Origin of the sequence: Bradyrhizobium yuanmingense, from assembly GCF_025200905.1 — a bacterium.
Lineage (GTDB): Bacteria > Pseudomonadota > Alphaproteobacteria > Rhizobiales > Xanthobacteraceae > Bradyrhizobium > Bradyrhizobium yuanmingense.
In genome coordinates this window covers 3,087,863-3,100,383 of the sequence record NZ_CP104173.1, presented here as the reverse complement: position 1 = coordinate 3,100,383, position 12,521 = coordinate 3,087,863, and the positions used below count along the sequence as shown (strand labels likewise).

Annotated in this window: 13 protein-coding genes; 1 reads left to right on the top strand and 12 read right to left on the bottom strand. The window is 64.4% G+C overall.

Annotated features, from left to right (window positions below; all coding sequences use genetic code 11):
* Positions 1 to 36 precede the first annotated feature (36 nt).
* The 7 genes from N2605_RS14380 to N2605_RS14350 all read right to left on the bottom strand — a co-directional run bounded on the left by N2605_RS14380 (position 37) and on the right by N2605_RS14350 (position 7,085).
* On the bottom strand, positions 37 to 600 hold the full coding sequence (locus tag N2605_RS14380; RefSeq protein WP_260347127.1) for a hypothetical protein: 564 nt from the start codon (positions 598 to 600) through the stop codon (positions 37 to 39).
* A 31-nt stretch (positions 601 to 631) separates the two neighbouring features.
* Positions 632 to 1,285: a tetratricopeptide repeat protein gene (locus N2605_RS14375; RefSeq protein WP_036022675.1), complete on the bottom strand. Its 654-nt coding sequence runs from the start codon at positions 1,283 to 1,285 to the stop codon at positions 632 to 634.
* 166 nt (positions 1,286 to 1,451) lie between these two features.
* A complete protein-coding gene (locus N2605_RS14370; RefSeq protein ID WP_260347126.1) occupies positions 1,452 to 3,044 on the bottom strand; it encodes a class I adenylate-forming enzyme family protein in 1,593 nt (530 codons plus the stop codon).
* A 73-nt stretch (positions 3,045 to 3,117) separates the two neighbouring features.
* Positions 3,118 to 3,702: an NnrU family protein gene (locus tag N2605_RS14365; protein ID WP_036022669.1), complete on the bottom strand. Its 585-nt coding sequence runs from the start codon at positions 3,700 to 3,702 to the stop codon at positions 3,118 to 3,120.
* A 70-nt stretch (positions 3,703 to 3,772) separates the two neighbouring features.
* The gene (locus N2605_RS14360) at positions 3,773 to 4,351 is read right to left on the bottom strand and encodes a hypothetical protein (RefSeq protein WP_036022667.1); all 579 of its coding nucleotides are present in this window, start codon (positions 4,349 to 4,351) and stop codon (positions 3,773 to 3,775) included.
* 76 nt (positions 4,352 to 4,427) lie between these two features.
* On the bottom strand, positions 4,428 to 5,405 hold the full coding sequence (locus tag N2605_RS14355; RefSeq protein WP_260347125.1) for an ABC transporter substrate-binding protein: 978 nt from the start codon (positions 5,403 to 5,405) through the stop codon (positions 4,428 to 4,430).
* 57 nt (positions 5,406 to 5,462) lie between these two features.
* Complete coding sequence (locus N2605_RS14350) at positions 5,463 to 7,085, bottom strand: peptide chain release factor 3 (RefSeq protein ID WP_036034125.1); 1,623 nt, start codon at positions 7,083 to 7,085, stop codon at positions 5,463 to 5,465.
* A gap of 158 nt (positions 7,086 to 7,243) precedes the next feature.
* Here N2605_RS14350 and sugE point away from each other — a divergent pair, with 158 nt between their 5' ends.
* Positions 7,244 to 7,558: a quaternary ammonium compound efflux SMR transporter SugE gene (gene sugE / locus N2605_RS14345; protein WP_036022660.1), complete on the top strand. Its 315-nt coding sequence runs from the start codon at positions 7,244 to 7,246 to the stop codon at positions 7,556 to 7,558.
* Here the strand turns inward: sugE and N2605_RS14340 are convergent.
* From N2605_RS14340 to N2605_RS14320, 5 genes are all read right to left on the bottom strand, one after another.
* Positions 7,551 to 8,555 (bottom strand): inorganic phosphate transporter, encoded by a 1,005-nt coding sequence (locus N2605_RS14340; protein WP_036022657.1) that lies wholly within the window; start codon positions 8,553 to 8,555, stop codon positions 7,551 to 7,553. The genes sugE and N2605_RS14340 overlap by 8 nt on opposite strands.
* A gap of 12 nt (positions 8,556 to 8,567) precedes the next feature.
* Positions 8,568 to 9,212 carry a DUF47 domain-containing protein gene (locus N2605_RS14335; RefSeq protein ID WP_036000836.1) on the bottom strand — a complete coding sequence of 215 codons (645 nt, stop codon included), beginning with the start codon at positions 9,210 to 9,212 and terminating at the stop codon, positions 8,568 to 8,570.
* 157 nt (positions 9,213 to 9,369) lie between these two features.
* Positions 9,370 to 10,338 carry a branched-chain amino acid ABC transporter permease gene (locus N2605_RS14330; protein ID WP_036022655.1) on the bottom strand — a complete coding sequence of 323 codons (969 nt, stop codon included), beginning with the start codon at positions 10,336 to 10,338 and terminating at the stop codon, positions 9,370 to 9,372.
* A gap of 1 nt (position 10,339) precedes the next feature.
* Positions 10,340 to 11,203, bottom strand: coding sequence for a branched-chain amino acid ABC transporter permease (locus N2605_RS14325; protein ID WP_036022653.1), 864 nt, complete (start codon positions 11,201 to 11,203; stop codon positions 10,340 to 10,342).
* 75 nt (positions 11,204 to 11,278) lie between these two features.
* On the bottom strand, positions 11,279 to 12,499 hold the full coding sequence (locus N2605_RS14320) for an ABC transporter substrate-binding protein (protein WP_036000846.1): 1,221 nt from the start codon (positions 12,497 to 12,499) through the stop codon (positions 11,279 to 11,281).
* Between the last annotated feature and the right edge of the window lie 22 nt (positions 12,500 to 12,521).

The following is a 12,521-nucleotide window of genomic DNA, read 5'->3' as shown; positions in this document are numbered from 1 at the left end:
TTGCGCTAACGCGGCCCTCCGGGTCCGGATCATGCTCTAGCGCGAGAAGCTGCCGCTCGGCAGCGGTGCCGGGAAGGCGCTCTGCGATTGCTGCTGCGGGGGCTTGGTCGGCTGCGCCTGCTGGGTCGGCTGCGCCTGCTGGGCCGGCTGATCTGGCGGCGGCGCGGTGGTGCGCCTGCGGACGATCTTGTGCTTGGGCGGCGGAGCGGACGTCGCGGGCGCTGCCTCCGGCTGCGCCTCGCCGTCGACCTCGCCGGTAGGTGCTTCGGCCGGCGCGACGGCCGTGGCGGATTGCCTGGTCTGCTTTGCCTTGGCCCCCTTCGCCGGCTTGGCCGGCTCGGGCTCGGCAGGCAATGCCGCGACGGCAGGTGCGTTGGGATCGGGCTGCTGCTGCTGTGCGCCTTTGTACAGGTCCCTCGGCACGCCCTGCTCGAGCCCCGGCACGCCCTCGGGGAAGACCGGCTTGCGGTCGCCCGGCAGCTTCTTCTTGGTGTCGAGGAAGTCGAGCAGATCGCTCGGATCGAAGCTTGAGCAGCCGCCCAGGGCGCCGGTGAAGGCGATCAGGACGGCGGCTGCGATCAAGCGTGGCGTGCGGCGCATCTTGGTGTCTCGTTACGTCAGAGAACCGTCGTCAGCTTTTGGCGACGGGTGGCAACAAAGCCTGGAGCGCCTCGGCGCGAGAGCGCAGGCCGGGCGGCGTTTCGCCGTCTCCGTCAATCGCCTCGAGCCATTTGCGGGCTGCAGTCATGTCGTTGTTACGCCAGGCCGACAGCGCCAGCATCTCGCGGGCGGTGTGGCGGAAGGTCGATTTCGGCGCGGCGGAAGCTTCCAGCCGCTGCTGGATGTCGGCATAGCCGGCGCTGTCGAGCAGGAGCCCCGCGGCGCGGATCTTGGCCAGATCCTGCCACTCGCCGCCAATGCTGCGGTCGGCGGCGATGTCGTCATACATCTTCGCGGCCGCCTTGGGATCGCGGCTCGCGGCCTCCGCCGCAGCACGTAGCCGCGCCAGGGTGCGATAGCCGGACGGCGCCTTGGCGGCGAGCTCGGTGAAGGCCTTCTCGGCGTCCTCGTGCTTGCCCTGCTCGGACAGCTCGGCGGCCTTCTCGAAAGCGGCGCCGGCCGCGGCGGCCTTCTGGGCCTCCAGGTACCTATACCCCTGCCAGCCACCGGCGCCGGCGACGATCAGCACCATCAGCGCGATGAAGTAGATCGAATACTTGTCCCACAGCTTCTTGAACTGTTCGCGACGTACTTCCTCGTTGACTTCGTCAAATAATTCAGACACTTATGCCAATCCCATGCCCGTCCGGGTGCGCGCGCCAAAGCGTTCGCGTCAGGAATCCCGTCCCCGTGTGGCGGCGAGGTAGCCTAACGATATGGCGGTGGCAAGGCAAAGCGAGCCCGATCAAGGCGTTAACCACCCGGGACATCCCCGGATGCCCCTGCCCGGCTCAAGCTCCCAGCAGCTCCCGCAGCTGTCGCTTCAGTACCTTGCCGTTGGCGTTGCGCAGCAGGGGGTCTGTCGTGATCGCCATGGTTTCGGGAACCTTGTAGTCGGACAGGCGCTCGGCGCACCAGGCGCGCAGGTCCGTATCGGTCACCGGCTGTCGCGTCACCACCACGGCGTGGACGCGCTCGCCCAGCACCGGGCAAGCCCTGGCAATGATCGCGCTCTCGACCACGGCGGGATGGCCGGCCAGCACGGATTCGACCTCGGCCGAATAGATCTTCAGGCCGCCGCGATTGATCATGTCCTTCTGCCGGTCGAACACGCGAACGAAGCCTTCCGCATCGACCGAGCCGAGATCGCCTGAATGCCAGAATCCGCCCGTGAAGCTTTCGACGGTGGCCTTCGGGTTATTCCAGTAGCCCCTGATGACGGAGGCGCTCTGGATCCAGAGCTCGCCGATCTCGCCGGGAGGCAGCTCGCGCCCGTCCGGGCCCATCACAGCGATACGCGCGCCGGGACACGGCAGACCGACGCTGTCGATATGGCGCTCGGTCAGCTCGCCCGGCATGATGGTCGAGGGCGAGGTCGTCTCGGTCGCGCCGTAGCAGTTCATCAGCTTCAGGCCCGGAATCTTCGCCTTGAGCTTCTCGATGGTGGCGACCGGCATCGGCGCGCCGCCGAAACCGCCGATGCGCCAGCTCGAGAGATCATAGCCGTCGAAATCGGGCTGGAGCAGGCAGAGATTGTACATCGCCGGCACCATCACCGTGTAGGTGACGCGCTCGCGCGAGGCGAGCTTGAGGTAATCGGCGGCCTTGAACTCGGGCATGATGATCAGCGTCCCGCCGCAGCGGATCATGGTCGTAATGTTGGCGACGACGCCGGTGACATGGCCGAGCGGCACAGCTGCGATCGAGCGATCGACCTCCGTCAATTGCAGGCAGGACACGAACACCATGGAGGAATGGACGATGTTGCAATGGGCCAGCATCGCGCCCTTCGGCTTGCCCGTGGTGCCGGAGGTGTAGAGGATCATCGCGGTGTCCTCTTCGCTCACCTCGATCGGTGCCGATGCCGGAGCGTTTTCGGCGAGCGAAGAGAAGCTCGACCGCGCGGCATCGTCATCGATGGCAATGCGATGGATCACATCGGGCACGTCCTTTGCGTCGGGCAGTCGCTCGGCGAGCGAGGCCTCGTGGATCAGGATCTTCGCGCCGCAATCGGCGAGCACATAAGCGATCTCCGGCTTCTGCTGGCGCGTGCTGAGCAGCACGGTCACCAGCCCCTCATGCGCGGCGGCAAACAGCAGCAGCGGAAATTCGATGCGGTTGCCGAGCAGGATGGCGAGGCGATCGCCGCGCTGCAATCCTAGCTTACGCAATCCCGCAGCGATCCGCGCCGCCTGCTCCGCTGCCTGCCGCCAGCTCAGCCGAACATTGCCGCAGATCAAGGCTTCGCCATCGGCATTGCGGCCGCGCGCCTCCGCGATCATCGCCCAGAGGCTCGATGGCCGATCGCAAAATGCCGGCACCACCCGATCGCCAAAGCGCGCCTCGCGCCGCATCGGCGGGATCTGAAATTGCGACCAGTCCATTGGGATGCCCTCGGCTTGTTGCTCTCGTTGTCTTCCCCGCACGGTCAGGCGAGCCCCGTCTTGCGCCGATCGGCTAGACCCCGATCACGGGCACACCGATCACCACCGGATGGAAGGCGAAGGCCAGGGCCAGATAGGCGACCACGCCTACCGCGACCGCGATCAGATCGTTGGTGGGGCCGCCGACCGGAATCGGCGGGGCACCGGCGTCGGTGCGAGCTTTCAGCGAGATGCGGTCATAGACCGCCCAGGCGAGGAACGAGCCGAACAGGACGATGGAGCCGAGATCGCCATTGGCGAGCAGATGCGCCGCGGCCCACAGCTTGATGCCGGCCAGCATCGGATGCTTCAACGTCGCATAGATGCGGCCACGCATGTAGGACGCTACCACGAGGATGACTGCAGGCAGCATCAAGGCCAACGCGATGTGCTTCATCGCCTTCGGCGGATACCAGACGTCGATCCAGCCGGAGCTGCGGTAGTGGGCATAGCCCCAGATGATCAACGCCAGCCCCGCCAGTGAGACCGCCGAATAGAGGAGCTTGTAGGTCCCCTCGCCCAGCCTCGCGATCGCCTGCGCGCGCGCCTTCCGTCTGGTTGTGAAAATATGGGATGCAAAAAACAGCACCAGCCCCAGGATCATGACCAGCAGACCCACGACATCCTCCCCGCAAAGCAGCCCCCGCCACTGAGGTATCATCGATCGGCCGATGCTCGCAACTCGCGCGCTATTTGCCGAGCTCCCGATTGTCGACATAACGGATCGCGATGGGCCGCCCGGCCAACGCCCCGCCGAGCCCGCTGGTCAATTTCAGCGGCAGACAGGCCTTCAGCGATGCATTGATGGCGTTCAGATAGGTCGTCCGGGTGTCCGCCGGCACGCCCGCAGTCGCGTATGTGAGGCGCGGCGGGCCGATCAGGCCGCCGGTCTTGTTGAAGCTGAAGCGCACCGACATCTGCATGCCTGCGCGCGCATGGTCCGATGGCGGCGACCAGCAGCTGCGCAGCGCGGCGAAGAGGTCGCCGATCGTGTCGAGATCGTGATCGGGCTTCCGGTATTTGGCGCGGTCGGCCTCGGCAGGCACGCTCTCGATCGTGAGCTGGAGGTTCTGGCCGTAAGGGTAGTCGATCTCGGGAATACAGGGGCCGGGCTCGAGCGGGCTGCAATAGGATGGCGTGCAGGGCTCGCCGTCGAGCACGCTGCAAGGCTCGTGCGCGAACGGAATCGGATTGATCTGGCGTCGCTGCGCGTCGGCGGCGATCGAGGTCATTGCCAGCAAGGCAAGAACAAGAATGCAGCGCCACATGTACCGGGACCGCAATGGCATTTGCAACAGGTGGCGACGGCTATGAAAGCTTCAAGGCTGGCCGCGATGGTTCGCTTCACTCGACAATCTGATCCGCTTGCGCCACCAGCGTGGGCGGTAAATTCAGCCCCAACGCATTGGCTGTCTTGAGATTGAGCAGGAACTGAAATTCATTCGGTTGCTGGACTGGCAGGTCTGCGGGACGGGTTCCTCTCAAGACGCGGTCGACATAATCCGCCGAGCGACCGACGAGCTGCGTAATCGAGACTCCGTAAGACATCAGCCCGCCGTCCGTGACGAAGGACGGGAACGGATACATCGCCGGCAGACGATGCGCGGCCGCCAAGTTCAGAATCAATTGCCGATGAACGAGTGGAAATGCGTCGGGAAAGATCAGCAGCCCGCCATCTGGCTGCTCTGCAAAGCGGGAGATCGCCTGTTCGAGCTCGGCGGCGTTGTGCGCCGGCGCCGGAACGAGCTGGAGCTGGACTGCCGGAATGGCCGCCTGCACGGACGGCATCAAGATCATGGGCGCCGTGCGCGGATTGAAGATTGCGGCAACCCTCCGTATCGCCGGGGCCGCCTGCTTGAGCAATTGCAGCCACTTGCCGGCCATTTCAGGCTCGAAAGTCGTGAGGCCCGTGATATTTCCGCCCGGCTTGCCCAGACTTTGGACGAAACCGGCACCCACGGGATCGGCAACGACCGTGAAGATGATCGGCAAGGTCGGCGCGCGTCGCCTCAGGGCTTCCACAGAGGGAGTGCCGATTGCCAGAAGCACATCCGGCCGCAACTCCACGAGCTCAGCCGCTTGAGCATCGGCGACATTCGGATCGCCGGCCCACCAGCGATACTCGATATGGATGTTGCGCCCCTGTTCCCAACCGAGTTCACCCAGACGCTGTCTCAGTTTCTGGTAGCCGGCCTGGCTCTCCGGATCGCTCGACCTGCCTCCCGCCAACACACCGATCCGCCGCACATTCCCCTGCGCGGATGTGCTCAGCGGATAGGCCGCCGCGCCTGCAACGAGCATGATGAATTCGCGCCGCCTCATGACCGTCGACCTCGCTATGCGTTGCCGTCCTGCATCACGGAGAACGTCTGGGAAACATTACCCCTTTTTCTTGACGTCCTTGACGTTGCTGAACTCGATGCCCTCGGCACGCTCCTTGGTGTAGCCGAGGTAGAACTCGTTCCGGGCGAGATAGACAGGATCGCCGTCGACGTCGTCGGCAATGCTCGAATTATTGGCGGCGATGAAGCTGTCGAGCTTCTTGCGGTCCTCCGAGGAGACCCAGCGCGCCAGCTGGAACTCGCTGACCTCGAATTCGACCGGCAGCGAATATTCCGCCTCGAGCCGGGCCTTGAGAACATCGAGCTGCAGCGCGCCGACCACCCCGACCAGCGCCGGGGCGCCGTCGCGGGGGCGGAACACCTGCACCACGCCCTCTTCCGACATCTGCTGCAGCGCTTCCTTCAGCTTCTTCGCCTTCATCGCGTCGGTGAGACGGACACGGCGGACGATTTCCGGCGCGAAGCTCGGCACGCCGACGAAGTTGAAATCCTCGCCCTCGGTCAGCGTATCGCCGATGCGCAGCGTGCCGTGGTTGGGAATGCCGACGACGTCGCCGGCGAAGGCTTCGTCCGCGACCGAGCGGTCCTGTGCGAAGAAGAATTGCGGGCTCGACAGCGGCATGCTCTTGCCGGTGCGCACGAGCTTGGCCTTCATGCCGCGGCTGAGCTTGCCCGAACACAGGCGCGCAAACGCGATGCGGTCGCGGTGGTTGGGATCCATGTTGGCCTGGATCTTGAACACGAAGGCGCTCATCCTGGGATCGGTGGCCTCGACCTTGCGCTGGTCGCTGTCCTGCGCGCGCGGCTCGGGCGCAAACTTGCCGAGGCCCTCCAGGAGGTCTCCGACGCCGAAATTACGCAGCGCGCTGCCGAAATAGACCGGCGTCAGATGTCCCTCGCGGAACGCGTCCAGCTCGAACGGCTTCGACGCCTCGGTGACGAGCTCGAGCTCGTCCTTCACGGCGGAGACGTCGAGATTGGCGTTGAGCTTGGCGAGCTCTTCGATCTCGATCTCGAGCGCCGCGCCGGTCTTGGCGCCGCCGCCTTCGAGCAGGCGCACGCCGCCATTGACGACGTCATAGGTGCCGAGGAAGTCGCGGCCGCGGCCGACCGGCCAGGTCATCGGCGTGGTGTCGAGCGCCAGCGTCTTCTCGATCTCGTCGAGCAGCTCGAACACGTCGCGGCTCTCGCGGTCCATCTTGTTGATGAAGGTGATGATCGGGATGTCGCGCAGACGGCACACCTCGAACAGCTTTCGGGTGCGCGCCTCGATACCCTTGGCCGCGTCGATCACCATCACGGCGGAATCGACCGCCGTCAGCGTGCGATAGGTGTCCTCCGAAAAGTCCTCGTGGCCCGGCGTGTCCAGCAGGTTGAAGACGAGGCCTTCGAACTCGAAGGTCATCACCGAGGTCACCACCGAGATGCCGCGTTCGCGCTCGATCTTCATCCAGTCCGAACGCGTGTTGCGCCGCTCGCCTTTGGCCTTGACCTGGCCGGCGAGGTTGATAGCGCCGCCGAACAGCAGCAGCTTTTCGGTCAGCGTGGTCTTGCCGGCGTCGGGATGGGAGATGATCGCAAAGGTCCGCCGCCTCGCCACCTCGGCGGCAAGCGGGGAACGGGCCGGCGATTCGGCTGTGGTGGCGGCGATGTCGGACATGGCGGGAGCGTGTGGCAGGGAAAACGGGCCTGATCAAGCCTCATTTGGTGATTGCGAAGGTTTCCGGCCAGCCCCATATCCCCGTTTTGGGAGGACGACCTCCCTGCCCATCAGCACACCAGCCGCGGGGACGACCCTGCCTTGAATGGAGGGTCGTCATGGCCTGGAGCATCCTGTTCGTCGCCGGTCTCCTCGAGATCACCTGGGCCATCGGCCTGAAATACACCGAGGGCTTTAGCAAGCTTGTCCCGTCCGCGGTCACGCTCGCGGCCATGGCCGGCAGCGTCATCCTGCTCGGATTTGCGCTCAAATCCCTGCCCGTCGGAACCGCCTATGCGGTCTGGACCGGCATCGGCGCGGTCGGCACCGCGACGCTCGGCATGGTTCTGTTCGGCGAGCCGGCGACGGCCTTCCGCCTCGCCAGCATCGGCCTGATCGTCGCCGGCATCATCGGACTGAAGCTCGTCACTTGACGAGCTGGACCACCCACCAGGTCAGCGCGGCCACGATGCCTGAGGCCGGGATCGTGATCACCCAGGCATAGACGATGGAGCTTGCGACGTTCCAGCGCACGGCCGAGACGCGGCGGGCGGCGCCGACGCCGACGATGGCGCCGGTGATGGTGTGGGTGGTCGAGACAGGAACCCCGAGGTAGGTCGCCATGAACAGAGTCACCGCGCCCCCGGTCTCGGCGCAAAAGCCCTGCATCGGGGTCAATTTCGTGATGCGCAGGCCCATGGTGCGGACGATGCGCCAGCCGCCCATCAGCGTGCCCAGCGCCATCGCCGCCTGGCACGACAGCACCACCCAGAACGGCACCGAGAACTCGCTGCCGAGATGGCCCTGCGAATAGAGCAACACCGCGATGATGCCCATGGTCTTCTGCGCGTCGTTGCCGCCATGGCCGAGCGAATAGAGCGACGCGGAGACGAATTGCAGGATGCGGAAGGCGCGGTCGACCGCGAACGGCGTCGAGCGCACCGAGGCCCAGGACACGATCGCAACCAGCGCCATTGCGAGCAGGAAGCCAACCAGCGGCGACAGCACGATGGCCAACACGGTCTTGGACAGGCCGCTCCACACCGCGGCCGAAATACCGGCCTTGGCCAAGCCGCCGCCGACTAGCCCGCCGATCAGCGCGTGCGACGACGACGATGGAATGCCGAGCGCCCAGGTCACGAGGTTCCAGACGATGGCGCCGACGAGGGCTGCGAAGATCACCTGGGCGTCGACGACCGCGGGATCGATGATGCCTGTGCCGATGGTCTGGGCGACGTGCAGCCCGAACACCAGGAACGCGATGAAATTGAAGAACGCGGCCCAAAACACCGCGAATTGCGGCCGCAGCACTCGGGTCGAGACGATGGTCGCGATCGAATTGGCGGCGTCGTGCAGGCCGTTCAGGAAGTCGAACAGCAGAGCGACGGCGATCAAGCCGACCAGGACGGGAAAAGCCAACGCAGCATCCACGGCGGCCCTGCCCTACACTTGCTCGATGACGATGCTGTTGATCTCGTTGGCGACGTCGTCGAAGCGGTCGGCGACCTTCTCGAGATGGTCGTAAATCTCGACGCCTACGATGAAGTCCATCGCATTGCCGTCGCGATGCTTGAGGAACAGCTCCTTCAGGCCGATGTCGTGGAGATCGTCGACACGGCCCTCGAGCTTGCCGAGCTCCTCGGTGATCGCGGTCAGCATGGCGACGTTCTTGCCGATCTCCTGCATCAGCGGCAGCGCACGGCCGACCAGATTGGCGCATTCGATCAAGAGTCCGCCGATCTCGCGCATCGGCGGCTCGAAACTGCGCACCTCGAACAGCATCACGGCCTTGGCCGTCTGCTGCATCTGGTCGATGGCATCGTCCAGCGACGTGATCAGGTTCTTGATGTCGCCGCGGTCGAACGGGGTGATGAAGGTGCGGCGCACCGCCGTCAGCACCTCGCGGGTGATATTGTCGGCGTCGTTCTCGAACTGGTTGACGCGCTGGCAATAGACCGGCGTCTCCTCGCCCCCGTTGAGCATGCCCTGGAGCGCGACCGCGCCCTGGATCACGGTCTGGGCATGGCGGTCGAACAGGTCGAAGAACCGCTCTTCCCTGGGCAGGAACGCACGAAACCATCGCATCATGGGGACAAACTACCGGTTGGAAAATGGTCAGGCCCGCAAGGGCTGTCACAAAACTGTCATAGACCATTTTCGATCCGCGCGCGTGTCGCCTCACGCCCGCGGAGCCGGATCATCCACCGCTTTCATGCATCAATGAAACTGATGCAATACCAGTTACTTAGAGCGATCGCCGGAAGTAATGCGCGATTTCGCCGACGACGCCGCGGCGGAAGGTGAGCACGCAGACCACGAAGATCGCGCCTTGGATCACCGTCACCCACTGGCCGAAGCCGGCCAGATATTGCTGCATGGCGATGATCACGAAGGCGCCGACCACGGGACCGAAAACGGTGCCGAGCCCGCCGACCAGCGTCATCAGCACGACCTCGCCCGACATCGTCCAGTGCACGTCGGTGAGCGAAGCGTTCTGCGCCACGAACACCTTCAGCGCACCGGCAAGTCCGGCGAGCGTCCCCGACAGCACGAAGGCCAGGAACTTGTATTGGTCGGTGCGGTAGCCGAGCGAGATCGCGCGCTGCTCGTTCTCGCGGATCGATTTCAGCACCTCGCCGAACGGCGAGTTGATGATGCGGAAGATCAGGAGGAAGCCGGCGAGGAAGCCGACCAGCACGACATAGTACAGCACCGTCGGCTTGGACAGATCGAGCACGCCGAACATGCGTCCCTGCGGGATGCCCTGGATGCCGTCCTCACCATGGGTGAACGGGGCCTGGAGATAGATGAAGTACAGGAGCTGCGACAGCGCCAGCGTGATCATCGAGAAATAGATGCCCTGGCGTCGGATCGAGATGTAGCCGGTGACGATCGAGAGCACGAACGCCGCGGCGACGCCGACGAGAATGCCGAGCTCGGGCGGCAGCGCCCAGACCTTCAGCGCATGCGCGCTGCAATAGCCGGCCGTGCCCAGAAACATCGCGTGGCCGAACGACAGCAAGCCGCCATAGCCGACCAGCAGATTGAAGGCGCAGGCGAGCAGCGCAAAGCACAGCGCCTGCATCACGAAGAACGGATAGACGCCCGTGAACGGCACCGCTGCGAGCAGCAGCGCCATCACTGCGAATACAATCATCTCGTCGCGCATTGCGCGCGGGGTCACAGGAAGCGTGTCGTCCGTCAGGGTTGTCATCTCAGGCCGCCCTTCCCGTCAATCCCGTCGGCTTCACCAGCAGCACCAGCACCATCAGCACGAACACGACGGTGTTGGAGGCCTCGGGGTAGAAATACTTGGTCAGGCCCTCGATCACGCCGAGCGCAAAGCCGGTGATGATGGAGCCCATGATCGAGCCCATGCCGCCGATCACCACCACCGCGAACACGACGATGATGAGGTCGGCACCCATCAGCGGCCGCACCTGGTTGATCGGCGCCGAGAGCACGCCGGCAAGCGCGGCAAGGCCGACGCCGAGACCGTAAGTGAGCGTGATCATGCGCGGCACGTTGATGCCGAAGGCACGCACCAGCGTCGGATTTTCAGTGGCGGCGCGCAGGTAGGCGCCGAGCTGCGTCTTCTCGATGAGAAACCAGGTCGCAAGGCACACCGCCAGCGAGAACACGACGACCCAGCCGCGGTAGATCGGCAGGAACATGAAGCCGAGATTCATGCCGCCCCTGAGCTGCTCGGGAATGGCGTAAGGCAGGCCCGAGGAGCCGAAATAGTTCTGGAACACGCCCTGCACGATCAGCGCGATGCCGAAGGTCAGGAGCAGGCCGTAGAGATGATCGAGCCCGGTTAGCCATTGCAGCATGGTCCGTTCCAGGATCATGCCGAAGATGCCGACGATGATCGGCGCCAGCAGCAGCGCCCACCAATAATTGATGCCACCAAGGTTCAACAGGAAATAGGCGACGAAGGCGCCCATCATGTAGAGCGCGCCGTGGGCGAAATTGATGATGTTGAGCATGCCGAAGATGACGGCAAGCCCGAGACTGAGCAGCGCGTAGAACGAGCCGTTGATCAGTCCCACCAGTAGCTGAGCGTAGAGAGCCTGCATCGATCCCGCACCCGGTCCCTTCTATTCCTCAAAGACAGGCCGGCGCCGTTGCGCGCCGGCCCGCATCGTTCACCGTTACTTCTTCACCAGCGGACAGGCGCTTTCCGACAGCGGCCGGAAGGCCAGGTCGCCGGGGGTCGTGCCGATCAGCTTGTAATAGTCCCAGGGGCCCTTGGATTCCTCGGGCTTCTTGACCTCGAACAGATAGGCCGGATGCAGCTTGCGACCGTCCGCACGGATCGTTCCCTTGCCGAACAACGCATCGTCGGTCGGCATCTCCTTCATCTTGGCGACCACCTTGGCCCCGTCATGCGGATTGCCGCCCATCGCCTCCAGCGCCTTGAAGTAGTGCAGCAGGCCCGAATAGACGCCGGCCTGCACCATCGAGGGCATCGCCTTGTTCTTCATCCGCTCGGAAAAGCGTTTGGAGAAGGCGCGCGTGCCGTCGTTCATGTCCCAATAGAAGGTCTCGGTGAAATTCAAGCCCTGCGCCACCTTCAGACCGAGCGAGTGCACGTCGGTGATGAAGAGCAGCAGACCCGCAAGCTTCTGGCCGCCCGAGACGATGCCGAACTCGGACGCCTGCTTGATGGTGTTGGTGGTGTCGCCGCCGGCATTCGCCATGCCGATGATCTTGGCTTTGGAGGCCTGCGCCTGAAGCAGGAAGGACGAGAAGTCAGCGGTATTCAGGGGATGCTTGACGTTGCCGATCACCTTGCCGCCCGACTTCACCACCACCGCGGCGGTGTCGCGCTCGAGGGCATGGCCAAAGGCGTAGTCCGCGGTGAGAAAATACCAGGTGTCGCCGCCCGCCTTCACCAGCGCCTGCCCGGTACTGTTGGCCAGCATATAGGTATCATAGACCCAGTGGACCGTATTCGGCGAGCATTGCGCGTTGGTGAGATCCGACGTCGCCGCACCTGTGTTGATCAGGATGGAATTCTTCTCTTTGACGATATTGTTCACCGCCAGCGCAACGCCGGAGTTCAGGACATCCATGAAGATGTCGACCTTCTCGACGTCGATCCATTGCCGAGCAATCGTGGAGCCGATGTCGGGCTTGTTCTGATGGTCGGCGGAGATCAGGTCGAGCTTCCAGCCCTTGGCAGCGAGCCCGGAATCCTCGATCGCCATCTGTGCGGCGACGGTCGAGCCGGCGCCACCGAGATCGGCATAAAGTCCTGAATTGTCGGTCAGCACGCCGATCTTGATGTTCTTGTCCTGCGCGACCGCGCCGCCTGCCGCGCCGAGCGCCAGGGCCGTCCCGAGCAACATTGCCGAAATGCTGTGCTTCATAATCCGACCTCCCAATATTCCT

Excerpts from the sequence above, each read along its gene's own strand:
- N2605_RS14330 (WP_036022655.1), bottom strand. The coding sequence starts at position 10,338 with ATGACAACCCTGACGGACGACACGCTTCCTGTGACCCCGCGCGCAATG.
- N2605_RS14335 (WP_036000836.1), bottom strand. The coding sequence starts at position 9,212 with ATGATGCGATGGTTTCGTGCGTTCCTGCCCAGGGAAGAGCGGTTCTTC.
- N2605_RS14360 (WP_036022667.1), bottom strand. The coding sequence starts at position 4,351 with ATGTGGCGCTGCATTCTTGTTCTTGCCTTGCTGGCAATGACCTCGATC.
- N2605_RS14370 (WP_260347126.1), bottom strand. The coding sequence starts at position 3,044 with ATGGACTGGTCGCAATTTCAGATCCCGCCGATGCGGCGCGAGGCGCGC.
- sugE (WP_036022660.1), top strand. The coding sequence starts at position 7,244 with ATGGCCTGGAGCATCCTGTTCGTCGCCGGTCTCCTCGAGATCACCTGG.
- N2605_RS14380 (WP_260347127.1), bottom strand. The coding sequence starts at position 600 with ATGCGCCGCACGCCACGCTTGATCGCAGCCGCCGTCCTGATCGCCTTC.
- N2605_RS14320 (WP_036000846.1), bottom strand. The coding sequence starts at position 12,499 with ATGAAGCACAGCATTTCGGCAATGTTGCTCGGGACGGCCCTGGCGCTC.
- N2605_RS14325 (WP_036022653.1), bottom strand. The coding sequence starts at position 11,203 with ATGCAGGCTCTCTACGCTCAGCTACTGGTGGGACTGATCAACGGCTCG.
- N2605_RS14355 (WP_260347125.1), bottom strand. The coding sequence starts at position 5,405 with ATGAGGCGGCGCGAATTCATCATGCTCGTTGCAGGCGCGGCGGCCTAT.
- N2605_RS14350 (WP_036034125.1), bottom strand. The coding sequence starts at position 7,085 with ATGTCCGACATCGCCGCCACCACAGCCGAATCGCCGGCCCGTTCCCCG.